22 protein-coding genes and 1 pseudogene are annotated in these 22,382 nt (G+C 38.6%); 10 read left to right on the forward strand and 13 right to left on the reverse strand.

Annotated features, from left to right (window positions below; all coding sequences use genetic code 11):
- The first annotated feature begins 202 nt into the window (after window positions 1-202).
- Window positions 203-1,429: a tyrosine--tRNA ligase gene (tyrS, locus tag SBH76_RS05155; protein ID WP_317977043.1), complete on the forward strand. Its 1,227-nt coding sequence runs from the start codon at window positions 203-205 to the stop codon at window positions 1,427-1,429.
- Between the two features lie 297 nt (window positions 1,430-1,726).
- Here tyrS and SBH76_RS05160 read toward each other — a convergent pair whose 3' ends face one another.
- From SBH76_RS05160 to SBH76_RS05175, 4 genes are all read right to left on the reverse strand, one after another.
- Window positions 1,727-2,461: a DeoR/GlpR family DNA-binding transcription regulator gene (locus tag SBH76_RS05160; RefSeq protein WP_317977044.1), complete on the reverse strand. Its 735-nt coding sequence runs from the start codon at window positions 2,459-2,461 to the stop codon at window positions 1,727-1,729.
- 262 nt (window positions 2,462-2,723) lie between these two features.
- Window positions 2,724-4,133, reverse strand: coding sequence for a GntP family permease (locus SBH76_RS05165; RefSeq protein WP_317977045.1), 1,410 nt, complete (start codon window positions 4,131-4,133; stop codon window positions 2,724-2,726).
- Window positions 4,134-4,273: 140 nt separating this feature from the next.
- A complete protein-coding gene (gene pdxA, locus SBH76_RS05170) occupies window positions 4,274-5,275 on the reverse strand; it encodes a 4-hydroxythreonine-4-phosphate dehydrogenase PdxA (protein ID WP_060931073.1) in 1,002 nt (333 codons plus the stop codon).
- A 13-nt stretch (window positions 5,276-5,288) separates the two neighbouring features.
- On the reverse strand, window positions 5,289-6,593 hold the full coding sequence (locus tag SBH76_RS05175) for a four-carbon acid sugar kinase family protein (protein ID WP_317977046.1): 1,305 nt from the start codon (window positions 6,591-6,593) through the stop codon (window positions 5,289-5,291).
- A gap of 169 nt (window positions 6,594-6,762) precedes the next feature.
- Here SBH76_RS05175 and SBH76_RS13840 point away from each other — a divergent pair.
- Window positions 6,763-7,037, forward strand: a pseudogene (locus SBH76_RS13840) (transposase); the annotation flags it as partial.
- Between the two features lie 85 nt (window positions 7,038-7,122).
- On the opposite strand, the gene nrdD reads toward SBH76_RS13840, so the two are convergent.
- A complete protein-coding gene (gene nrdD / locus SBH76_RS05185; protein WP_317977047.1) occupies window positions 7,123-9,291 on the reverse strand; it encodes an anaerobic ribonucleoside-triphosphate reductase in 2,169 nt (722 codons plus the stop codon).
- A gap of 275 nt (window positions 9,292-9,566) precedes the next feature.
- Between nrdD and SBH76_RS05190 the strand changes: the two genes are divergently transcribed.
- The 8 genes from SBH76_RS05190 (at window position 9,567) to SBH76_RS05225 (ending at window position 16,910) form a co-directional block, all read left to right on the forward strand.
- Window positions 9,567-10,505, forward strand: a complete 939-nt coding sequence (locus SBH76_RS05190) for an alpha-hydroxy-acid oxidizing protein (protein ID WP_317977048.1) — start codon at window positions 9,567-9,569, stop codon at window positions 10,503-10,505.
- 166 nt (window positions 10,506-10,671) lie between these two features.
- Window positions 10,672-11,622 carry an ABC transporter permease gene (locus SBH76_RS05195; RefSeq protein WP_314096941.1) on the forward strand — a complete coding sequence of 317 codons (951 nt, stop codon included), beginning with the start codon at window positions 10,672-10,674 and terminating at the stop codon, window positions 11,620-11,622.
- Window positions 11,612-12,406: an ABC transporter permease gene (locus tag SBH76_RS05200; protein ID WP_314096942.1), complete on the forward strand. Its 795-nt coding sequence runs from the start codon at window positions 11,612-11,614 to the stop codon at window positions 12,404-12,406. Before SBH76_RS05195 ends, SBH76_RS05200 begins: the two co-directional genes overlap by 11 nt.
- A gap of 86 nt (window positions 12,407-12,492) precedes the next feature.
- Entirely contained in the window at window positions 12,493-14,073 is a 1,581-nt protein-coding gene (locus SBH76_RS05205; protein ID WP_314096944.1) for an ABC transporter substrate-binding protein, read from the forward strand.
- Complete coding sequence (locus SBH76_RS05210; protein ID WP_007595362.1) at window positions 14,073-14,837, forward strand: ABC transporter ATP-binding protein; 765 nt, start codon at window positions 14,073-14,075, stop codon at window positions 14,835-14,837. Before SBH76_RS05205 ends, SBH76_RS05210 begins: the two co-directional genes overlap by 1 nt.
- A 25-nt stretch (window positions 14,838-14,862) precedes the next feature.
- Window positions 14,863-15,615, forward strand: coding sequence for an ABC transporter ATP-binding protein (locus SBH76_RS05215; protein WP_317977049.1), 753 nt, complete (start codon window positions 14,863-14,865; stop codon window positions 15,613-15,615).
- Window positions 15,616-15,767: 152 nt separating this feature from the next.
- Window positions 15,768-16,217, forward strand: a complete 450-nt coding sequence (locus SBH76_RS05220) for a DUF3290 domain-containing protein (protein ID WP_317977050.1) — start codon at window positions 15,768-15,770, stop codon at window positions 16,215-16,217.
- A gap of 3 nt (window positions 16,218-16,220) precedes the next feature.
- On the forward strand, window positions 16,221-16,910 hold the full coding sequence (locus SBH76_RS05225) for a DUF421 domain-containing protein (RefSeq protein ID WP_007595359.1): 690 nt from the start codon (window positions 16,221-16,223) through the stop codon (window positions 16,908-16,910).
- A 71-nt stretch (window positions 16,911-16,981) separates the two neighbouring features.
- On the opposite strand, the gene SBH76_RS05230 is transcribed toward SBH76_RS05225, so the two are convergent.
- The 8 genes from SBH76_RS05230 to SBH76_RS13845 all read right to left on the reverse strand — a co-directional run bounded on the left by SBH76_RS05230 (window position 16,982) and on the right by SBH76_RS13845 (window position 22,316).
- On the reverse strand, window positions 16,982-17,473 hold the full coding sequence (locus SBH76_RS05230; RefSeq protein WP_007595358.1) for an HD domain-containing protein: 492 nt from the start codon (window positions 17,471-17,473) through the stop codon (window positions 16,982-16,984).
- Between the two features lie 97 nt (window positions 17,474-17,570).
- Complete coding sequence (locus SBH76_RS05235; RefSeq protein ID WP_317977051.1) at window positions 17,571-18,422, reverse strand: transporter substrate-binding domain-containing protein; 852 nt, start codon at window positions 18,420-18,422, stop codon at window positions 17,571-17,573.
- A gap of 24 nt (window positions 18,423-18,446) precedes the next feature.
- Window positions 18,447-19,220 (reverse strand): amino acid ABC transporter ATP-binding protein, encoded by a 774-nt coding sequence (locus SBH76_RS05240; protein ID WP_009663356.1) that lies wholly within the window; start codon window positions 19,218-19,220, stop codon window positions 18,447-18,449.
- 19 nt (window positions 19,221-19,239) lie between these two features.
- Window positions 19,240-19,911, reverse strand: coding sequence for an amino acid ABC transporter permease (locus tag SBH76_RS05245; RefSeq protein ID WP_317977052.1), 672 nt, complete (start codon window positions 19,909-19,911; stop codon window positions 19,240-19,242).
- On the reverse strand, window positions 19,892-20,551 hold the full coding sequence (locus tag SBH76_RS05250) for an amino acid ABC transporter permease (RefSeq protein ID WP_317977053.1): 660 nt from the start codon (window positions 20,549-20,551) through the stop codon (window positions 19,892-19,894). The genes SBH76_RS05245 and SBH76_RS05250 overlap by 20 nt, the downstream gene beginning before the upstream one ends.
- Window positions 20,552-20,774: 223 nt before the next feature.
- On the reverse strand, window positions 20,775-21,608 hold the full coding sequence (locus SBH76_RS05255; RefSeq protein ID WP_317977055.1) for a CAP domain-containing protein: 834 nt from the start codon (window positions 21,606-21,608) through the stop codon (window positions 20,775-20,777).
- A gap of 74 nt (window positions 21,609-21,682) precedes the next feature.
- The gene (locus SBH76_RS05260) at window positions 21,683-22,135 is read right to left on the reverse strand and encodes a hypothetical protein (RefSeq protein ID WP_317977056.1); all 453 of its coding nucleotides are present in this window, start codon (window positions 22,133-22,135) and stop codon (window positions 21,683-21,685) included.
- 37 nt (window positions 22,136-22,172) lie between these two features.
- Window positions 22,173-22,316 carry a cyclic lactone autoinducer peptide gene (locus tag SBH76_RS13845; protein WP_008749952.1) on the reverse strand — a complete coding sequence of 48 codons (144 nt, stop codon included), beginning with the start codon at window positions 22,314-22,316 and terminating at the stop codon, window positions 22,173-22,175.
- Window positions 22,317-22,382: the final 66 nt, after the last annotated feature.

Here is a 22,382-nt window from a genome sequence, read left to right on the forward strand (position 1 = left end):
TATTCTTTACAGTTACACGGTATCTCCATATAACATTTTAACAGTATAAATTAATCGTAAAAAATTATCAAGTCTTTATTACTTTAAAGTTCTGAACTTTAAATATTCAAAGTACAAGCTTGATTCTTTTTAATTACTTTGTTATACTTCTTTTTATGAATTTTTATCAGCCTAAGCTGCAATAAATAAAGGATGGATATGTATGAATTGTTATGATGAATTAAAGGCAAGAGGACTTATTGCCCAGGTTACAAATGAAGAAGAAATCAGCAAAATGATAAATAACGGAGAAGCCACATTCTATATCGGTTTCGACCCTACAGCAGACAGCTTACATGTAGGTCATTTTATGGCGCTTTGCCTTATGAAGAGACTACAGATGGCAGGCAACAAGCCTATCGCTTTGGTAGGTGGAGGTACCGGTATGATCGGTGATCCTTCAGGAAGAAGTGACCTCAGAAAGGTACTTACCATAGAAGATATCGATCACAACTGTGAATGTTTCAAAAAGCAGATGAGTCGCTTTATTGAATTCGGCGAGGATAAAGCCAGAATGGTAAACAATGCCGATTGGCTCAGGGACTTAAACTACATGGAGTTTATCCGTGATATAGGTCCGCATTTTTCAGTCAACAATATGCTTAGAGCAAAATGTTATGAAAATCGTATGGCAAACGGACTCTCATTCCTTGAGTTTAACTATATGATACTCCAAAGCTTTGACTTCTATAAACTTTTCCTTGACTACGGTTGCAATATGCAGTTCGGTGGTGACGATCAGTGGTCAAATATGCTTGGCGGTACTGAGCTTATCAGAAGAAAGCTTGGAAAAGATGCACATGCCATGACTATTACCCTTTTACTGAACTCAGAGGGTAAGAAAATGGGCAAAACCGTCGGCGGTGCTGTTTGGCTTGATCCAAATAAAACAACTCCTTTTGAGTTCTACCAGTACTGGAGAAATCTTCCTGATGCTGACGTTCTCACATGCCTTAGAATGCTTACCTTCCTTCCTCTTGAGCAGATAGAGGAAATGTCAAGCTGGGAAGGTGCCAAGCTTAATGAAGCCAAGGAAATCCTTGCAATGCATCTTACAGAGCTTGTACACGGCAAGGAAGAGGCTGAGAAAGCAAATGCAGCAAGCAAGTCTCTTTTTGTAGGCGGTGGCGATATGAGCAATGTTCCTACTTATGTTTTGCAGGATGAGGATTACAGAGACGGTACTATAGATCTTTCAGGTGTGCTTGTAGTAAGCGGACTTTCAAAGACCAGATCCGAAGCCAGAAGAAATATCGAACAGGGCGGAGTTTCCATAGAAGGTGAAGTTATAAATGATGTAAAGAAAACTTTTACAAAAGAAGATTTTGCAGGCGAAGGACTTCTTGTTAAGAGAGGAAAGAAAAACTTCTGCAAGGTTAAATCAGAATAAAATTTTTTAAGGGGCTGTCGGGAAATGATAGTCATAAGAAGGGGTGGTGTAGCTCAAAATGAGTCACACCACCCTAAGTTTTTACATAAAAAAAGATGGCTAACGACAACCATCTTTCTCCGTTACATGTTATAATGTAACTATGCTCACATTCAATTATTATAACAACTTTTTTGAAATAGGTCAACAGAAAATCAACTTTAGTTTCTATGATAGTTTCTATGATAGCCACACACATAATAATATGACCAATGCGGTAATCAATAAAACTAAATTCATGCATCCTCCATAAAAGAACTATGTTTTTGCAGATTTATCAAGCAGCTTGCTCTCCTCACTTGAAAATTCTCTGTCTGTAATAACTGCGGTGTAGTCGGAAAGCTCATTTATAATATGAAGTCCGTCTCTGTCAAACTTTGAATTGTCCACAGCCAGTATCGAAACCTTACACTGCTCTATCACAATTTTTTTTAAAAAAGCTTTTTCAATGGTGGGCGTCATTACCTGAAGCTTGTCATTAATACTTGCGGCTCCGAAAAAAGCTATATCAAAAGAGAATTTTTTAATCATATCCATAGCATAGTAGCCGTATACGCTTTTTGTACTCTTTTGCACCGTGCCCCCGCATATTATGAGGTCACAGTCGGAATTTACAAGCAGGGAAGCTATTTCTATGTCATTTGTAACTATGGTAAGATTGTTTATATTCATTATATTTTTGGCAATCTCAAATGTTGTTGTGCCTGCGTCAAGGAATACCGCCATTCCGTCATGTACATACTTAGCCGCATTTGCGGCGATTTTTATCTTGCTTTCATGGTTTTTTATCCTTTTAGCTTCGTATGTGACTTCGGTTTTTCTCACCGCTCCGCCGTAGCATCTCTCAATAAGTCCGGACTCATCAAGCTTTTTCAAATCTCGGCGGATAGTCATTGTACTTACCCCCAATGTTTTAGCAAGATATTCCACCTCTGCCACACCGCTTTCTCTGATAATATTTATAATTTCCAGCTGCCTTTCGCCACTTAGCATATATCCTTCCTCAATCCGGTAGGGGAGGTGAAACCAACCCTACTCGTCTGTGCTGGGGGCGTGCGCCTTTTGGCGCTAATGTCCTTTCGCCCCCGTGTGCATAAAAAACTCCACAGCATAGCAGTATCAAAAGCTCATACGGGCAGTGATTGCATATGTGTGGAGTTACCGCAAATTATTTTGTTGTTCACCATAACTGCCTGCTTATAGGGGCGAAAGCCACCGCTCCCGCCTGTATTGTAGTGACAGTATATCACAGGCTTTAATGGAAGAAAATACTTAATATCATTATTTCCACAAAACCGACAGCCCAAGCTATCGTGGATGTTATAGAGTAAGTCCTTATCTGATCTTTTGTGTCGCTGACACCCAAAGTCCTGTTGACCACCCAAAAGTATGAATCATTAAAATAGCTGAAAAAAAGCGAGCCTACACAGCAGGCCAATGCCGCCATATACGGGTTTCCTCCCGACTCGGCAACTATGGCTGCCGTAATACTGGCCGCGGTAGTCATTGCCACGGTTCCCGAGCCTTGAATAAATCTTATCAAAGTAGCTATGACAAACGGAAGAATTACAATAGGAAGTCCTGAGCCTGCAAGGCCTTGCGCAATGTAGCTTCCGAGTCCGCTGTCCTTTATTATCTGTCCAAGTGCACCTCCGCCTCCGGTTACCAGCATAATAATACCTGCCGAAGCCATACCTTTTTCCATTTCCTTAAGTATCTGTTCTCTGGTAAGGTTCCTTCCCAATGTAAGTATTGCCAGCACAAGTCCTATACCGACGGCAAATATAGGCGAACCTATAAACTGGAATATCTGCATATAGCCCTCTGTCAGCTTCATAGCAGATATAACGGTCGCGATCAGTATCAATACTATCGGGACTAGTATAGGAAAAAACGATTCCAAGGTGCCGGGGATATTTTCAGCTTCAAGCTTAGCCTCTTGTGAGTAATCAGGCTTTTGATAAGGCATTCTCTTGTATCCGCTCTCTTCAGTTTCGTCAGGCAGCTGATAAATTTTTTTTCCGATATATCTCGCATATGCCGTACAGGCGAGCGTCATGGGAATTGCGAGGACAAAGCCTATAAGAATGAATTTGCCCACATCTATTCCGTAAATACCCGCAACCCCGAGAGGCCCCGGTGTAGGCGGCACTAAGGAATGTGTTATAACCAGACCTGCCGCCAGTGCCGCTCCCAAGGAAATAACCGACTTTTTGGTAGCCTTTGATATAGCCTTGGCGATTGGCGCCAGAATAATAAATCCTGAATCACAGAATATAGGAATCGACACCATAAAGCCTGTTACAGCCAATGCCTCCTCTTCCCTGTTCTTACCGAACACCTTAAGGAAAGTAAGAGCCATTCTCTTAGCCGCTCCCGTCACTTCAAAAATCTGCCCCATAATAACACCGAAGCCTATAATTATACCTATAGAGCCCAGCGTATTACCGAAGCCTGTAGTAACGGAATTGATAATACCAAATGTTGCCCCGCTCTCCAGCTTCGTATTTACCAAAGGCATGCCTCCTATGACACCGATAACGATTGCCGAGAGAATCAGAGCTATGAATGCATGTATCTTTGTTTTCAGTACAAGCACAATAAGAAGTATAATGCCTATAATAAGACCTATCAGCATTCTCTCACCGCTTAAACCACCAACCATAAAAACCTCCTTCTAATTATTGGAAACGAATTTATTCATTTCCTGATTTATGCACACGGGGGCGTAAGGACATCAGCGCCAAAAGGCGCCCGATCACCCGCAGCCGTCCTTTTACACAAAGGAAAGCCAATATTGCTTTCCTATATTTTCTTGAAATTCGGGGCATATTTTGCAGCCAATCTTATAGCCTCCACCATACTTACCGCATCCGCAATGCCTTTTCCTGCTATATCAAAAGCGGTGCCGTGGTCTACTGAGGTTCTAAGTATCGGCATACCGTTAGTAATAGCTATCGTTTTATTAAAATCAAGTGTTTTTGTTGCAATATGTCCCTGGTCATGATAAAGCGACAGCACACTGTTATATCTTCCCTGAGCAGCCTGATGAAATACCGAGTCTGCACCTATAGGACCCGTAACCGGATAACCTTTAGCCTGCATTTCTTCTACGGCAGGTGTTATTTCTTTCATTTCCTCATCGCCGAAAAGCCCGTGTTCACCACAGTGAGGATTCAGTCCCGCCACAGCCATTTGCCTGTCATTTACTCCAAGGCGCTTTAGTGCCTCCAAACAGCGGACTATATAATCCTCTATTCTTTCCTTCTTTATCATATCCAACATTTTTCTGAGTGAAACATGTCTGGTAAGAAAGAAAACCCTTAATCCGTTTGTTTCAAACATTGTCAGAGGATCTTTTGTATTTGTCAGAGCGGCAAATATTTCCGTGTGACCGATGAAAGGAACATTTCCGGCATGCAAAGACTCCTTGTTTATAGGGGTCGTAGCTACGGCGTCGGTCTCACCTGTGTTTGTAAGCTCTATAGCCTTTGCAATATATTCAAATGCAGCCTTGCCGCACATTCCGCTTACTTTTCCGAATTCAAACCCGCTCATATCAACATTATTCAAATCTATGAGATTAAGAACCCCGAATTCATACTTTCCTTCAGCAGGCTTGGAAACGGTATTTATTTTCAACGGTACCTTTGTAATCTGTATAGCCTGCTCCATTATTTTTTTATCCCCGATAACTATGCAGTCGGCATAATCAAACGTCGCCTCATCCGCCAGTGCCTTGGCTGTAATCTCCGGTCCGATACCGGCAGGGTCTCCCATAGTAACTGCAATCAGTGCCTTTTTCATCTTTCCTCCTTTATTACATATATAGTTTTTCTTTCAGGTAGGTAATACAGCGGTTTGCCGCATCATCATCTCCTACCATTCCGCCCTTGGTGATTATCTTGATATCCGGAAAATCTCCCGACATCATCTCGGCATAAGCGGCAAGAGGCAGAACCTCATCTAACAGCCTTAGTCCGGTTGTATTAAATTTTTTGCACAGTGCCTGGGTGATATCGCCTCCGCTGCTGTATATACCCTTAAACGCGGGATTTTGCGACAATACATTATAACCTATCTGTGCGAATGCATCATTTATTCTTTCCGTCATTTTATCTGTATTATCATATCTGTCGGTATATTTACTGAAGTCAATTCTGTTTTCGGAATATATACCGTCTCCCACAGCAGTCAATATCTCATACTTTGAGGACTTTTCAAGCAGCTCATCACTTACTCTCTTTATTTCGGCATCTCGTATACCGTCGTTTTCCAGCATCAGTGATGATTTTATAAAAACATTGTATGCTGTTCTCTGATTCAGCCACAGCTCTTCCACCTGTGCCTTTGTAACCGGATTTACAGAACCTATAAGCGCAAGAATTTTGTGCTTTGTATCCTTTTTTACCGGCGTAATAAGCTTTCTTGCAATAGTAGCGGTAAAGACCCCGGGATCTACCGCCGCAAATTTCAGTCCTGAGGTTATGAGAGCATCGGCAATCAAATCCAAATCTCCCTGAGTAACACAGTCAAATACAAGTATACGATTTCCCTCATTAACAAGTTTTTTCATATGCTCCGCCAGTACATGCTTTCCGCTCATCATATCGTCAAGCTTTATCGAGCCAACCTTAAATTTGCTTTGCTGTCTGAAAATATCGGCTACATTGGAAGTTTTTACCGGACACTTGGGGTCAAGGGCAACAGATGTCTTATGCAGCGGCAAACCGTTTACCATGAGATATCCGCCCACAACCGTTCTGCCTGACTCCGGAAAACAGGGGGCGCTTATGGCTATGACATCATCTCCAAGCACATTAAGTATTGCATCGGTTTCGGCTCCGATATTTCCCCTCATAGTAGAATCAATTCTCTTTGCCCATACTTTAACTTCACTGTCAAAAAGAAGCTTTGCCGCATTATACACTCTGTTATATGCAAGCTCCTTATCAATGCCCCTGCTGTCTGTTGGGTACATCAGACAGTCGCAGCTGTCCGAGAGCGAAAGCTCAAGCCGTTCGGCATTCATCATTGTATAGGTATTGTAGTCCATTTTTTTCAACAATACGCCTGTAGCATTCGCACCGGTCAGGTCGTCCGCTATAACAATACACTTTGCCATTTCACCTCCAAAAATGTTTGCTTATGAAAATATTTCTGTTTGACTTTGTTTTTATTTGCGAAAATTATGTTTGACTTTGTTATTATTATATATTATTACGGTGGAATGTCAAGAATAAGATACTATTACCGAATTTTTTTATAAGATACTATTACCTGATTTTTTATAAATCAACTTTAGTTTCTATGAATTGAGTTTACCCGATGACGATCCGGTCTATACCCTAAAAAAGTTAGGGAGGATTTAGATTTTTCCGGACTGTTAGCCAATTGTTCGAACAAGGGAAGAACAGGGTACAACCGGGTCATGATGTATGCAGTTATTACTTATGCAAATATGCGAGGAATACGCTCTATTGATCGTATTGTGGATTTATGTTAAAGAGATATTGCTTTTATCCGGCTTACTCAAGGGAGAAAGCCAAAACTTCAACATCTCTATGAAGAGCTTGAACATTGTGGACAGCCCCTTTTTGCATCAAAAAAGCTGCCGCATTTTAGTGCAACAGCCTTTAACTTTATATTTATTTTTATAAATGCAGTACTCTATCCGCAATCTCCTGAGTTCTTCCCTGGTTCCAGAACTGTGTTCCTATATAACCGCAGGTTCTTCTTGCCACATTAAGCTTACTTTGATCCGTATTTCCGCATTTCGGGCATTTCCATACAAGCTTACCCGCATCTTTAACGATCTTTATCTCTCCGTCAAATCCACACTCCTGACAGTAGTCTGACTTGGTATTCAGCTCGGCATACATTATATTGTCATAGATAAATCCAAGCAAACTCATTACCGCCTCAAGGTTATCCTGCATATTCGGAACCTCTACATAACTGATGGCACCGCCCGGTGAAAGTTTTTGGAATTCACTCTCAAACTTAAGCTTTGTAAATGCATCAATATCCTCAGATACATGTACATGATAGCTGTTTGTAATATAGTTTTTATCTGTGATACCTTCTATAATGCCGAATCTCTTTTGAAGTGACTTGGCAAATTTGTATGTTGTGGACTCAAGCGGTGTACCATATGGTGAATAATCAATATTCTCCGCCTGCTTCCATTCATTACATTTATCATTCATCTTCTGCATTACGCTGAGTGCAAAAGGCTTTGCCACATCATCTGTATGGCTCTTTCCGGTCATATACTTTACGCACTCATAAAGTCCTGCATATCCAAGGCTTATAGTTGAATATCCTCCATACAAAAGCTTATCTATCGGCTCACCCTTCTTTAATCTCGAAAGAGCTCCATGCTGCCAGAGTATCGGTGCCACATCTGAAGGTGTTCCAAGCAATCTCTCATGTCTTGCTCTAAGTGCACGGTGGCAAAGCTCAAGTCTTTCCTCAAAGATATTCCAAAACTTTGTAGTATCTCCGCCTGATGAAAGTGCCACATCTACAAGATTTATAGTTACAACACCCTGGTTGAATCTGCCGTAGTATTTAGGCCTTCCGTTCTCGTCCACATAGGGTGTTAAGAAACTTCTGCATCCCATAGGTGTGTAGCAGTTTCCGTTGCCGTTTTTATCCACCTTATACTCAAACATCTTCTTTTCCGAAACATAATCAGGTACAAGTCTCTTTGCGGTACATTTTGCCGCAAGCTTTGTAAGATGGTAATATCTGGTTCCCGGGCGAATATTGTCCTCTTCTAAAACATAGATAAGTTTTGGGAATGCAGGTGTTACCCATACACCATCCTCATTCTTCACACCCTGATATCTCTGCCTTATCATTTCTTCAACAATAAGTGCAAGATCTTCTTTTTCTCTTTCATTCTTTGCTTCATTCAAGTACATAAATACTGTGATAAACGGAGCCTGACCGTTTGTAGTCATCAAAGTCACTACTTGATACTGTATAGTCTGTACACCCTTTGTGATTTCTCTGCGAAGTCTGTTCTCAATAATCTCTTCTTTTCTTTCAGTAGACACATTTAATCCGTACATCTCGGATTCCACTTCATCACGGATCTTTTGTCTGCTTATATCCACAAAAGGAGCAAGATGTGTAAGAGAAATACTCTGTCCGCCATACTGGCTTGAAGCTACCTGCGCAATTATTTGTGTAGCGATATTGCAGGCTGTTGAAAAACTATGTGGCTTTTCTATAAATGTGCCTGATATCACGGTTCCGTTTTGAAGCATATCCTCAAGATTTACAAGATCACAGTTGTGCATATGCTGTGCAAAATAATCCGCATCGTGGAAGTGAAGAATACCTGTCTTATGAGCTTCCACTATCTCACCGTCAAGAAGTATTCTTTCTGTGAGATCCTTTGAAACCTCTCCGGCCATATAATCTCTTTGCACTGAGGCAACAGTAGGATTCTTATTTGAGTTCTCCTGCTTTACTTCCTCATTATCACATTCTATAAGCGCCAATATCTTATCATCTGTTGTATTTTGTTTTCTCTTTATACTCTGAACATATCTGTATGTAATATATCTTCTGGCTACCTCATAAGCATTCTCTCTCATGATGCCGTCCTCTACCATATCCTGTATTTCTTCCACGCTCATCGCACGGTTCATACTCATGCACTGATTCTCTACAGTATTGGCAATACGGTCAACCTGGGCTTTCTTCAACTTATCATCTTCACCTACTACAGCATTTGCTTTATAGATTGCAGCAATAATTTTTGAAATATCAAAATCAACTTCAGCGCCGCTTCTTTTAATGATTCTCATGTCGGTAACCTCTCTTTATTATTACATAGTATCTGCTTATTGTCGCAGTTCTTATAAGTACCTTTTTAAGAGTATATAACTCTCTCGAATTCATAGTATACACAATATATTGTGCTTGGTCAACGACTTTATTACCACATGGTGTAAGCAGCGGTATGAACATTAAACAGGAAAAATCGACGAAAATTTGCAAAAAAAATTTCAACTGTGGTATTATTGAGTTAAAAGCAATATAAATATTACATAATAATAATATATTTTTAGAAAGGATAATTATGTCGGAAAATGTAAAATGGCCGGGGCCTGCAGGACTTATTCCTGTAACAAGCGGTAAGGCGGAAGATGCAAATGTGCACAACAGAAACTATTTAAATAATATTCTTGTGGAGATGAGAATCATTGATGCAATACTTCCCGATAAGCATAAAAAAATATTCGGGACTGAATTTGACTCTCCGATAATGATGCCTGCTTTTTCTCATTTGAATAAGGTCGGCAAGGACGGCAAAAAGCCTATGCTTGAATATGCAAAGGCTGCAAAGAGCTTAAATATACTCAATTGGGTAGGCATGGAGCCGGATGACGAATTTAAAGAAATAGCGGATACAGGAGCCAAAACTGTCAGAATTATAAAACCTTTTGCCGACCATGATATAATATTTGAGCAGATAGAGTTTGCAAAAAAATGCGGTGCCGTCGCTGTGGGTGTGGATATTGACCATGTTCCCGGAACGGACGGGAAATATGATATAGTTGACGGTATAGCAATGGGTCCGGTTACTCAAAGCGATTTGGAAGAATATGCAAAATTTGCAAAAATACCTTTTGTGGCTAAAGGAGTTTTATCGCTTCAAGATGCCGCAAAGGCAAAACAGGCGGGCTGCAGTGCTATAGTAGTATCTCACCACCACGGTCGCATTCCTTTCGGTATACCTCCCGTTATGATACTTCCCGATATAAAGAATGAAATAAGCGGTATGGAGATATTTGTAGACTGTTCAATAGATACAGGATATGATGCCTACAAGGCTTTGGCACTTGGTGCAGATGCCGTATCTGTCGGCAGGGGGATACTTTCTCCACTTTTAAAGGAGGGGGAAAGCGGCGTCATTGAAAAAATAAACAAAATGAATGAAGAACTTTCAGAGCTTATGATGTATACAGGTGTGAAAGATACAAACTCATTCGATCCTTCGGTTTTATATATAAGATAAAAATACAGGCTTTATTTTTCAATATTTTATATTGTAAAATAAGGCCTTTTTAAATTTGAAACTCATTTTCATTTTCTCTTGACATATCCCTTTCTCTTTTATATTCTATTATCATGTTTACAGCTTTGCTTAAACAAATAAATTTTACCTTTTCTTGGTGGAAAAATTGTTTAAATATATTTTAAAAAGATTATTATCATTAATTCCTATACTTATAGGTATAAGCTTTATATCATTTGCGCTTATCTATTTCACCGGTGGTGATGCGGTGGCGGTAAGATATGAAGCCATAGGTGGAGTGCTTTCTCCGGAACTTATAAATCAAAAGAGGGAAGAACTTGGTTTAAACCGTCCTTTTATCGTTCAATATATCAGTTGGCTTTTGGGGGTGGTTCAAGGTGATATGGGTATCAGCTATGTATCGGGAAAACCGGTATTTGGCTATATTTTCTCTAAATTACCGAATACTCTCTTACTTAGTATCAGCTCTTTACTTACTACCCTAATTATCTCCCTGCCGCTTGGTATACTTTCAGCGGTAAAGAAAAACTCTGTATTTGACAATATTATAAAGGCGCTGTCATTTATAGGCAATTCTCTGCCAAACTTTTTTGTGGCGCTTGTGCTTTCATATATATTTGCATTACAGTTAAAGATTCTTCCGGTAATTTCACAGGGAACAAGTATAAAAAGTCTGATACTTCCCACGCTTACTCTTGCACTGGCAATGAGCGCAAAGTATATAAGGCAGATTCGTGCACTTATTATATCGGAGCTCTCAAAACCTTATGTGACCGGAGCAAGAGCCAGAGGTATAAAAGAAAATACGATCATATTCTTTAATGTACTGAGGCTTACATCTCTCACTCTCATCACATTGATGTCACTGAGTTTCGGAAGTCTACTTGGCGGAAGCTCCATTGTTGAGAGTATCTTCATGTGGGACGGAATCGGAAAGCTGGCTATTGAATCTATAAATTTACGTGACTATCCTGTGATTTTGGCTTATGTACTGTGGATGGCATTTATATATGTATTTATAAATTTAATGTCGGATATTTCATATTATTTCTTGGATCCGAGACTTAGAATCGGAGGTGGAAAATATGCGAACTGAAAAATTAATCTTTCCGTCTTTTTTGGTGATTGCATTGCTTATATTTGCATTCTTTTCTCCAATGCTTACACCTTTTGATATCACAGCACAAAACCTGATGAAGGCAAAATCTCCCCCGTCCTTTCCTCATATAATGGGAACGGATATATATGGCAGAGATATGTTTTCAAGAGTGATTGCCGCAGCAAGAATCAGTATATTTTCAGCTTTGGCGGTAGTACTTTTGATGGCTGTTATCGGTGTGGTAATCGGAATCTTTTGCGGATATCTCGGAGGGATTGCAGACACTTTACTTATGCGTGTATCGGATATATTTTTGGCGTTTCCGGGACTTGTGCTTGCGATTGCCACTGCAGGACTTTTTAAAAACGGTGTATTCGGGGCGATAATAGCGCTTGCCTCCGTGGGATGGCCAAGATATGCAAGACTCTCAAGAGGTCTTGTACTGTCTACAAAAACCTCCACATATATAAATGCCGCAAAAATAAGCGGCAGTGATACGATACAAATAGTGTTTACGGAAATACTTCCAAATATTATAGGACCGATAGTAGTGACGGCAAGCCTTGATATAGGTACAAGCCTTATGGAAATGTCCGCCCTGTCATTTTTGGGACTTGGTGCCACCCCTCCCACTCCTGAATGGGGAAGCATGATAAGTGAAAGCAGGAGTTTGCTTCAGATAACTCCATGGATCACACTTTCACCGGGAATTGCCATCTTTATTACAGTCTCTATATTCAATATATTCGGTGAATCACTTAGAGATTACTTCAACGTATAAATTAATATACTTTTGAAATTATTAAACAATACATAAACGGTTAAACAGATGTTTATCCGTAAATATATAAAGGAGTTTTTACATACATGAAAAAACAAATAAAATTACTTTCTGTTGCCTTCAGTGCCGCTCTGCTTCTGGGTGCGTGCACCTCTTCTTCAAAAACTTTGTCTGAGAGCTCGGCAGGTTCCGAAACCTCGTCGGTTTCATCAGATACTTCCGATACTGCAAAGACTCTTGTATACGGCACCGGCAGTTACGGTGTGGGTATGTCCGATGCAGGTCTTAATCCTCATGAGGACTACTCGGGATGGAGCTGTGTACGATATGGTGTCGGTGAGACATTGTTCAGATTAAATGAAGATATAGAGCTTGTACCATGGCTTGCCGATTCTTATAAGTTCTTAGATGATAATACTCTTGAAGTTGTGATTAAAGACGGAATCAATTTTTCATCAGGCAGAAAGCTTGATGCAGCCGCCGCAAAAGAATGTTTTGAAGATTTGATAGCGGTACATGACAGAGCACCTAAGGATATGAAGATACAGGAAATAAAGGCTGACGGTCAAACACTCACATTTGTAACTACCGAACCGAATCCTGCTCTTTTAAACTTCCTTGCGGAGCCTTATACCGCAATTATAGATATGCAGGCAGGTGTGGATACAAGCAAGAATGTTTCAGGTACAGGTCCTTACAAAGCAACCGCAGTGTCTGACAGTGAAATAAGCCTTGTATCAAGAGATGACTACTGGGGCGGTGAAGTATCAAAGAAAAACATCACTGTAAAGTCTATCACAGACGGTGACACATTGACTATGGGACTTCAGTCGGGAGAGCTTGATGCAACCTCCGGACTTCCTTATGCAAGCTACCCGCTTTTTGAAAATGACAATTACAATATAAACTCTGTGGCTACAAGCAGAGCATTCTTCCTGCAGTTAAACTTTGACAATGAACTTCTCGCAGATAAAAACATCAGATCCGCCATAGCTATGGCCATTGATAAAGAAGGCTTTGTAAATGTTTTGCTTGGCGGTCATGGAAAAGTTGCAAACGGACCGTTCCCTATGAAGGATAGCGAAAACCCGACATATAGTTTTTCTCCTGAAAAGTCAAAGGAGTTACTTGCAAACGCAGGATGGAGTGACAGTGATAATGACGGATATGTAGATAAGGACGGTAAAAATTTAGAACTTAACTACATCACATATCCCGGAAGAACCGAGCTTCCTATACTTGCACAAAGTATACAGGCAAACTTAAAGGATATCGGTATCAAGCTTAATATAAACAGTACGGAGAATTATCTTGAGGTTATGAAGGACAGCACTACATGGGATATCTTCGGCAGTGCAATGGTTACAAATCCTACCGGAAACAAGGGATATTTCTTTGATATGACTTCTCTTACCGAGTCACCAAAGAACAGAGGACATTACTCAAATGCCGAACTTGACGAACTTGCCAAAACTCTTTCCACAACATTTGAAAATGAAAAACGTGAAGAGATTGCAAAAAAGATGAGCGATATTTTAGTGGATGATTGCGGTTTTATATTTGTTTCACACTTACAGATGAGTCTTGTAAGCAAGAAAAATATAAAAGGTCTTACTCCTATGCCAAGTGACTATTATGAATTCAGTAAGGATCTGGTAATCGAATAATGAAAGAACTTTTGAAATTTGAGAATATAAATATTTCATATGAAAAAAGACAAGTTTTATATGATCTGTCATTTTCTCTTAACTCCGGTGAGATTCTGGGTGTAGTCGGAAACAGCGGTTGTGGAAAATCCACATTGCTAAAGAGTATCTTGGGGCTTTCAGGCCCCAAAGTACTTTCCGGTAATATTTTTTTTGAAAACGAAGATCTGTTATCACTTAATGCTTCTGAAATGAGGAGAATTCGCGGTAATCGTATCAGTATGGTTTTTCAGGAATCCGGTATTCATACCAATCCTTTAAAAACTATAGGTGACACTGTTTTTGAAAGTATGAAAGCACATAAACAGATTTCAAAAGAAGAAGCTCTTGATATTGCAACAGGCATCTTTGAAAACCTCTCATTACCTGACCCGAAAAGGATTTTGAGAGCATACCCATTTGAGCTTTCAGGCGGTATGAATCAAAGAGTGGGTATAGCGCTTGCCATGCTGAACAGACCTTCTTTAATTTTAGCCGATGAGCCTACCAGTGCACTTGATCCTATAGTTGCTGTGCAAATAGTGAATGAGCTGAAATCACTGCGTGAAAAGTACAATACAGCTGTTATACTTGTAACCCATAATATAAAAATAGCAAAAAGTATCACAGACAGGATATTGGTATTAAATAACGGTAAAACGGTTGATTACGGAAAAACATGTGACGTACTCTCCTCTCCTAAAAATGATTTCACAAAGGAGCTGATACTTTCCGCTTTCGGTTAGGGTATCTCTTTATTTCGGAGTATATATGAATGATATTTTAATTATAAACAAACTTACAAAACAATTTGACGGCGAGAAAAAGCCAAGTATTGAAAATATCGATCTTACATTAAAATCGGGACGATGCCTTGGCGTTGTAGGTGAAAGCGGTTCAGGAAAAAGCACACTTGCAAGAGCAATAACAGGTTTGATACCGGTAACATCCGGAGAAGTTATATTTGACGGCAAATGTATCAGTAAATTTTCAGCCTCACAGTACAGGAGAATATACAAAGATTTACAAATGATTTTTCAGCTTCCGAGGGAGAGCTTTAATCCTGTCAGAAGCCTTGGTGAGAGTATAGTTTTAAACCTGAAAAACTTCGGTTTTAGAGGTAATTATAAAAACAAAGCGATATCTCTTTTAAACCGCTGTGGTCTTGATTCTTCTTTCTATAGTAAATATCCCGGTGAAGTCAGCGGAGGTGAATGTCAAAGGGCCGCTATTGCCAGAGCCATCGCCTGCTCACCAAAACTTCTTATCTGTGATGAAGCCACCTCGGCACTTGATATGATAGTTCAAAGAAAAATAATATCACTGCTGGGTGAACTGAAGGATGAATTGGGAATGGCAATACTTTTTATCTGCCATGATATATCTTTGGTTCATTATATGTGTGATGACGTAGCCGTGATGAAGGACGGTCATATAGTGGAAAAAGATGTTACAAGCAGAATAATACACCGCCCGCAAAATGAATATACCAAGGCACTTATAGAAGCATCCGATGTATACTGATTTATCGGATGCTGTTTTTATTAAACATATGTAAAATCACCTTAATAAAAGTATAATAATATCGCTTAAAATATCCGGTATGAAACAGCTTGAATCCAAATAGAGTTTATGCTATAAATTACAAAGATTATTGAAAGGAGTGCAAGTATCATATGAATTTTTATACTCTGGATTATATTATAGAACACCAGTCTACCGATATGATTATCAGATCCACTTTTATCATTCTTCTCTTAGCTATCTTTATAATTACAGGCTTTCGCTTTATGAAGGATAGAATGAAAACAAGGCTTAGAGACATTTCCATAGGTATTGCCGTTTTTACATTTATACTTTTGGGAATTCATGTGGAAAATTATACTAAAAACCACAAAGACTTTTCCCAGTCACATGTATTTGTAAAATTTATAGAGAGTGTAGCTACGGATGCACATGTATCACCTGAAGAAATAATGGTAAATTCCACCACTTTAAAAGACGGTATTATAGTCCGCTACAATGAAGAGGACTATACGGTACATCTGAACAATGACAATAATTCCTACACTTTGCAGCGTACACATGTAATAGATCATAATGTATATATAAACGGTGAGAGGTAATTTATGAATATATATTTATTAGTCGGTATCAAATTTATTCTCGGTATCATGGTAATGATTTTACAGATACATATACTTGGAAAGTATGAGTTCTCTATAAATACTCCGCTAAACCAGATACAAAACTATGTACTCGGTGGAATTATCGGAGGTGTGATCTATAATACTTCCATTTCCATCATAACATTCCTTATTTTTATATTGATCTGGTCTTTAGTCGTTATTATCGTAAAATTGCTGGTCAATATAAAGGCCGTAAAGTCATTGGTAGTCGGAAATCCCGTTATCCTTATAAAAAACGGTAAGGTAAATGTTGAAAACTGCGCCAAAGTAGGAATATCTGCAGACCAGCTTATGCTGCATATACGGATGGAAGGACTCTTTTCTACAAAAGAGGTAAAGTCTGCAATAATGGAAACTAACGGTAAGCTTACCATTATAGATATGCAATCAGCTACACCTAAGTTCCCTATTATTTCAAACGGCAGAATAAACCAAGATATACTTGAGGTTATCGGACACGATGAAAAATGGTTGCTTTCTTCAATCAATGAACAGGGCATTGAAAACATACAGGATATTTTCCTAGGTGAATATGTAAACGGCGAATTGAATCTTACTATTTATCCGAATATTGATAATCTGTTATATAAAAAATGCATAACTATACTGAAACGGCACAGATGCTTGTAGTTTTACTTCCGCCTTCACAAAACTAAATACTGAATTTAAAAGAACCCTCCAAAACTTGGAGGGTTCTTATTTTATCTGTCTAAAAACAAGGATTTCAGATATCTTATACCGGTTTCCGTTTTGAAAACCTTTCTCATCATCTCTTCTATTGCTTCTTTTTTCAACTTCATCTCATCTGCATTGACCAAAAAGTCGGCTTCCAATAAAATTTGTAAATCAATGCCGTCAATATCCGTATATGTATGATGATGTGCTATCATAAAGTCTATCCTGTCCAGCATAGATTTTGATATATCTGTATCTTCAAAAAATTTTCCAATCATCGGTGAAGATACCTCTTCCTGCTTTTTACCGTCCGCTTCACCATACTTTTCTCTGAGCGAAGGGCAGGAAATATCATGCACTATAGCGGCTATTTCAAGTGTTTTTTGAGTATTATCATCAAGATTCTCTCCCTTTCCTATATTTCTTGCATATCCCCATACCTTTAAAAAATGATTGATATCCCTAAAGCTGCCCTTGCTTTCTTTTATCATCTTCTCCATTACTTCACTGACAGTCATATAACACCTCTTACAAAAATATTTGCTTAATATTATATATTAATTTTTTACACTTATAAATAAAAAACGGGCTTTTATCCAAAACCCGCTTTAATCCTTATTCCGCTTTTCCGCCTTCTATTACAAGAGTATCTGCATATTCACTGCCATAAGTATCTGTAAGTGTCTCTGCATAATCCTTGTGGAAGAAGTTCTCTTTTCCAAGACTTTCAATCTCTGTATTGATCCATTCAAGTAATGTAGTATTTCCCTTTGTTACAGCCGGTGCGATTGTATCCTTTGCACCAAGATTGTCAATACCTACAGTATATCCCGGATTGCTCTTTGCAAATGCGATAACCTCAGTATTGTCATTTACCCATGCCTTGCCTGAACCGTTTAAAAGCGCATTCTTGGCATTCGCATATGTATCATACTTTTGAAGCTTGATATCAGGATAGTTCTTAATCATATAAGTCTCGGCTGTTGTTCCTGAAATAACTATCATCTCATCCTCAGCCTTCCAATTGTCAAGGCTTGTTACAGGCTCTTTATCGGATGATATAACTCCAAGTCCTACATTCATATATGGAAGTGCAAAATCTACCGCCTCCGCTCTTTCAGGTGTAACTGTAAAGTTTGCAAGTATAATATCAACCTTACCTGTCTCAAGATATTCCACTCTGTTTGCGGCCTCTGTACTTACATAATTGATTTTAACACCAAGATCCTCTGCAAGTCTGTTTCCGAAGTAAATATCATATCCCTGATACTCACCGTTCTCATCGACATATCCGAAAGGATGCTTATCTGAGAAAACACCTATATTTATAGTTCCGGCACTCTTTATCTCATCTAAAGTTCTGAATTTATTCTTAGCCGCACTCTTTGAAGATGAACCACATGCACTGAGTGCCAAAGCTCCTGCAGCCAAAACACCTAATAATCCTATTAATTTACCTTTTTTCATTTTATATTCCTCCTATATGAAAATCTATATATTATATTCTTCCTTATCATCCTTAATGGATTCAAATTCGAAAATATTCAAAAATTGTCTTGCTCTTTCAGTCTTCGGTGAAGTGAAAAAGCTCTTCGGTCTGCCCGTCTCCACTATATTTCCCTTATCAAGAAAATACACTCTGTCTGCGACAGCCTCTGCAAATTGCATCTCATGAGTTACAATAATCATCGTTGAGCCCTGTTTAGCCAAATCAAGCATTACATCAAGCACTTCTCTTACCATCTCAGGGTCAAGAGCCGCCGTAACCTCATCAAATAATAAAATCTCAGGATGCATTGCCAATGCTCTTACTATTGCTACTCTTTGCTTTTGTCCACCTGAAAGCTCTCTCGGATAGGCATTTGATTTGTGTGCAAGGCCTACTCTTTTAAGAAGCTCCATCGCTTCCTTCTTTGCACTCTCTCTACCTACTCCGGCCACCTTTGTAGGTGCCAAAATGATATTTTCAAGTATTGTCATATGTGGAAAAAGCTCATAGCTTTGAAAAACCATACCTATTTTTTGTCTGAGCTTCGTCAAATCATTTTGCTTATAGTCAATGACTTTTCCGTCAAGGCTTATACTTCCGCCTTGTATTTCTTCCAGACCGTTTATACATCGAAGTAATGTGGACTTACCGCAACCGCTTGGCCCTATCAGTACTATTACCTCACCTTTATTCAGTTCAAGACTTACACCGTCAAGCACCGCATTCTTTCCGTCATAATTTTTTACAACATCTTTTATTTCCAATAATGCCGGCATACTATCTCCTTCCATCACACTAATTTCTTTTTTCCAGATATCTTGCAAGCATGCTTATCGGGGTACAAGCGATAAAATACATCATAAACACCACCAGATATACTCCGAAAGCCGCATTCGGGCTTGAATTTCTGTTTGCCTCCGTTATCTGCTGTGCCACCTTTATTACCTCAACAACTCCTATCATAAGTACAAGTGATGTAGTCTTTATCATTCTGGTAATCAGGTTAATTGAAAGCGGAATAAGTCGCTTTATCGTCTGAGGTATAATGATGTAGATAAAAGTCTGTTTCTTATTCAGTCCCAGTGCCTCACTGCTCTCGTACTGATGCTTTGGAATACTTGTAATAGCTCCCCTTACCAGATCTCCCATCTCCGCAGTTCCCCAAAGGCTGAATACTATGATTGCTGAAAGTTCGGCGGAGATATCTATTCCAAGTGCTCTTGTGCTTCCGAAAAATACTATAAACAAAAGTACAAGCTGCGGCATTATTCTTATAATTTCAAGATATATCCTAAGCACCGCTTTTAATATCGGATTTTTAAAAGTCATCAGAATACCGACCATGATACCCAGGGGGATACTTATAAGCACAGATATTAAACTGATTCTAAGTGCTATACCAAGTCCGCCAAGAAGTCTTATTGCATTCTTTCCTTTAAATATCACATCAAGACCCAAATCCGGCATATCGTACCCTCCTTTCTACATAGGAACCGAGTATTGATACCGGTAATAATATAATTAAATAGAAAAATACCAGCAGTACAAGGCTCTCAACAGTTTTATAATACAAACCTATCAAATCTTTTGCGGTAAACATAAGATCCATTAAGCTGATAGCCGAGAACACAGATGTTTCTTTCAAAAGAAATATTATATTGGCTACAAATGCGGGTGTACTTATTGAAACAGCCTGAGGAAGTAAAATATAAAAGAGTGTCTGATTGTGGCTAAGTCCAAGACTTAATGCACTCTCTTCCTGTATCTTATCTATAGTTTCTATTCCGCTTCTGAAAGCCTCACACATATAGCTGCCTCCCAGAAATGCAAGTCCGAACACTCCGCATACAAAGGCGTCTATCTTTAACCCAAGCTTCGGTAAACCGTAGTATATAAAAAACAACTGTATGATGAGCGGCGTATTTCTGCTCATTTCAATATATACACTTACAAATTGACTAAGTATCGGTATCTTCTTATGTAAAACAAGTGTACATAAGAGCCCTACAATTATTGCAAGTATGATTCCCAGTATACCTATTTTCAATGTCAGTATGGCTGCATGTATGTATAAAGGAAACACCTGTTTTATAAATTCAAAATCCATAATGTTACTCTCCAAGATACTCTTTGTATCTCTGCATTTATTTTATGGAGATGATAATATCACTATAAACCCTTTTTGTCTATAGGTTTATAGTATTTATTTTCATATCTGCATAATGCCAAAAAATCTTTACAAATATCGTACAGTCTTTAGCAAAAAAACCTATACCTCACAGCAAAATAATGCTTTAAAGTATAGGTTTAATTTGGTACTTATAAAATATTTATCTTCTTGCACCGAAGTTTTGAACCCAATAAAGTGTACTGCCGTCATTATAACAACCTACACCTATTAAGCTGAAATCGTCACTTAGTATATTTTCTCTATGCCCCTGTGAGTTCATCCATGAGTCCATAACACTTTCAGGGCTTCTTTGTCCCATTGCAACATTTTCTCCCCAGGTCATAAGTCCTGAAGGCATTAAAGTACGATAGCTTGAACCGTCAGGTCTTGTATGTGAGAACAATGTCACAAGTTCCTTTGCTCTTATATCCGCACTGTTCATAAGTGCACTGTCGGCTGAGAGTGGGGAAAGTCCGTATTTTGCTCTCTCCTCGTTTACAAGCTCAATAACTCTCTGCGCAAAGGCGGCTGTAGAAGTCTGATTTGAAGCCGATCCCGATGTTGTATTTGCACTGTTGTTTTGCCTGCCATTTGTTTCGGTCATTCTTCCGCCCGGCTGATATGCTCCGCTTGCATCAACAAAGTATCCATCAGGTGTATATGTGTTTACATCCATTCTGCCGCCGTTGAAAGGATTCATATAGTACCATGTATTATTGACATTGACCCAGCCTACTTTCATATCTCCGTTGTTTGTATCCAGATAATACCAGTCTCTTCCTTCTTTTAACCAGCCTGTTTGCATATAGCCCGATCCGTTCATATAATACCGGACATTGTTTATACTAAGCCATGATGACCTTACATATGACCCGTCCGAAAACTGATACCACCATCCGTTATTATCTCTTTTCCAACCTCCGGTTGCTCCAAATGTAGGCACAGCCATCAATAATGTACTTGCTACCAATCCGAGAAAAACTCTTTTTTTCATACATTGCTCCTTTCAATATTAATTTTAAAATTATTATCTAACAAAATATTTACCATAGATAAAATTTGCTTTGTCTATAATCTACTTTCTCCATGATATACTTCTCCTGCAGTATCACTATTGACATCAACTATTACTTTATCAACATTCTCCTTAAAATCAGGGATATTAACAAATATTTCTGAAGATACTTCATCATCGCTGTAAACTGGAATAGCCTTTAAATTAATTTTTAATATACTGTTCTCATATGTTATCACATTTACTTTGAGCTTTGAATAAAAGATAATATCTCCATAAGTTCGATAATAAAAATTGTAATTATCACTATTATTTATAATATAATACCTATTATCAATAAGTTGCTTAATATCTACTTCAAATTTATTTTGTTCATAATACAAAATAGAACCATTATTTTGTGTTTTTTCACAACCTGATAAATATAAAGCACTTAATAACAAAATTAAAAATAAACTATTCTTATAGAATATCATAATTACACCCACTAATCCTAAATTATTCATAGCTATTGTATGATTTTTTTGATAGCCTTTCCATAACTTAAAATTTGCGCAACTTTTTCACTTTGTCAGGTAACTCAGGCTGATGATAAATAAAAGCACACGCTGAATTTGCATTAAAAAGTGCAAATACAAATGAGCATAGAGCAATGCCTTTACTTATTAGCAATAAATACTTTTTCATAGTTAAATCCCCCTCCGGTAATAAATATTACATATAGTTTACCCTAAATAGAAGTAAAATAAAATA

The organism is Lachnoanaerobaculum sanguinis (assembly GCF_033242365.1).
Lineage (GTDB): Bacteria > Bacillota > Clostridia > Lachnospirales > Lachnospiraceae > Lachnoanaerobaculum > Lachnoanaerobaculum sanguinis.

Bases quoted from the DNA above. Each gene is read 5' to 3' on its own strand.
- SBH76_RS13845 (WP_008749952.1), bottom strand. From the start codon at position 22,316: ATGAAAAAGTATTTATTGCTAATAAGTAAAGGCATTGCTCTATGCTCA.
- SBH76_RS05240 (WP_009663356.1), bottom strand. From the start codon at position 19,220: ATGCCGGCATTATTGGAAATAAAAGATGTTGTAAAAAATTATGACGGA.
- SBH76_RS05190 (WP_317977048.1), top strand. From the start codon at position 9,567: ATGTCGGAAAATGTAAAATGGCCGGGGCCTGCAGGACTTATTCCTGTA.
- SBH76_RS05245 (WP_317977052.1), bottom strand. From the start codon at position 19,911: ATGCCGGATTTGGGTCTTGATGTGATATTTAAAGGAAAGAATGCAATA.
- pdxA (WP_060931073.1), bottom strand. From the start codon at position 5,275: ATGAAAAAGGCACTGATTGCAGTTACTATGGGAGACCCTGCCGGTATC.
- SBH76_RS05215 (WP_317977049.1), top strand. From the start codon at position 14,863: ATGAATGATATTTTAATTATAAACAAACTTACAAAACAATTTGACGGC.
- SBH76_RS05210 (WP_007595362.1), top strand. From the start codon at position 14,073: ATGAAAGAACTTTTGAAATTTGAGAATATAAATATTTCATATGAAAAA.
- SBH76_RS05225 (WP_007595359.1), top strand. From the start codon at position 16,221: ATGAATATATATTTATTAGTCGGTATCAAATTTATTCTCGGTATCATG.
- SBH76_RS05160 (WP_317977044.1), bottom strand. From the start codon at position 2,461: ATGCTAAGTGGCGAAAGGCAGCTGGAAATTATAAATATTATCAGAGAA.
- SBH76_RS05165 (WP_317977045.1), bottom strand. From the start codon at position 4,133: ATGGTTGGTGGTTTAAGCGGTGAGAGAATGCTGATAGGTCTTATTATA.
- SBH76_RS05205 (WP_314096944.1), top strand. From the start codon at position 12,493: ATGAAAAAACAAATAAAATTACTTTCTGTTGCCTTCAGTGCCGCTCTG.
- nrdD (WP_317977047.1), bottom strand. From the start codon at position 9,291: ATGAGAATCATTAAAAGAAGCGGCGCTGAAGTTGATTTTGATATTTCA.
- SBH76_RS05200 (WP_314096942.1), top strand. From the start codon at position 11,612: ATGCGAACTGAAAAATTAATCTTTCCGTCTTTTTTGGTGATTGCATTG.
- SBH76_RS05220 (WP_317977050.1), top strand. From the start codon at position 15,768: ATGAATTTTTATACTCTGGATTATATTATAGAACACCAGTCTACCGAT.
- SBH76_RS05235 (WP_317977051.1), bottom strand. From the start codon at position 18,422: ATGAAAAAAGGTAAATTAATAGGATTATTAGGTGTTTTGGCTGCAGGA.
- SBH76_RS05255 (WP_317977055.1), bottom strand. From the start codon at position 21,608: ATGAAAAAAAGAGTTTTTCTCGGATTGGTAGCAAGTACATTATTGATG.
- SBH76_RS05250 (WP_317977053.1), bottom strand. From the start codon at position 20,551: ATGGATTTTGAATTTATAAAACAGGTGTTTCCTTTATACATACATGCA.
- tyrS (WP_317977043.1), top strand. From the start codon at position 203: ATGAATTGTTATGATGAATTAAAGGCAAGAGGACTTATTGCCCAGGTT.
- SBH76_RS05175 (WP_317977046.1), bottom strand. From the start codon at position 6,593: ATGGCAAAGTGTATTGTTATAGCGGACGACCTGACCGGTGCGAATGCT.
- SBH76_RS05230 (WP_007595358.1), bottom strand. From the start codon at position 17,473: ATGACTGTCAGTGAAGTAATGGAGAAGATGATAAAAGAAAGCAAGGGC.
- SBH76_RS05260 (WP_317977056.1), bottom strand. From the start codon at position 22,135: ATGAATAATTTAGGATTAGTGGGTGTAATTATGATATTCTATAAGAAT.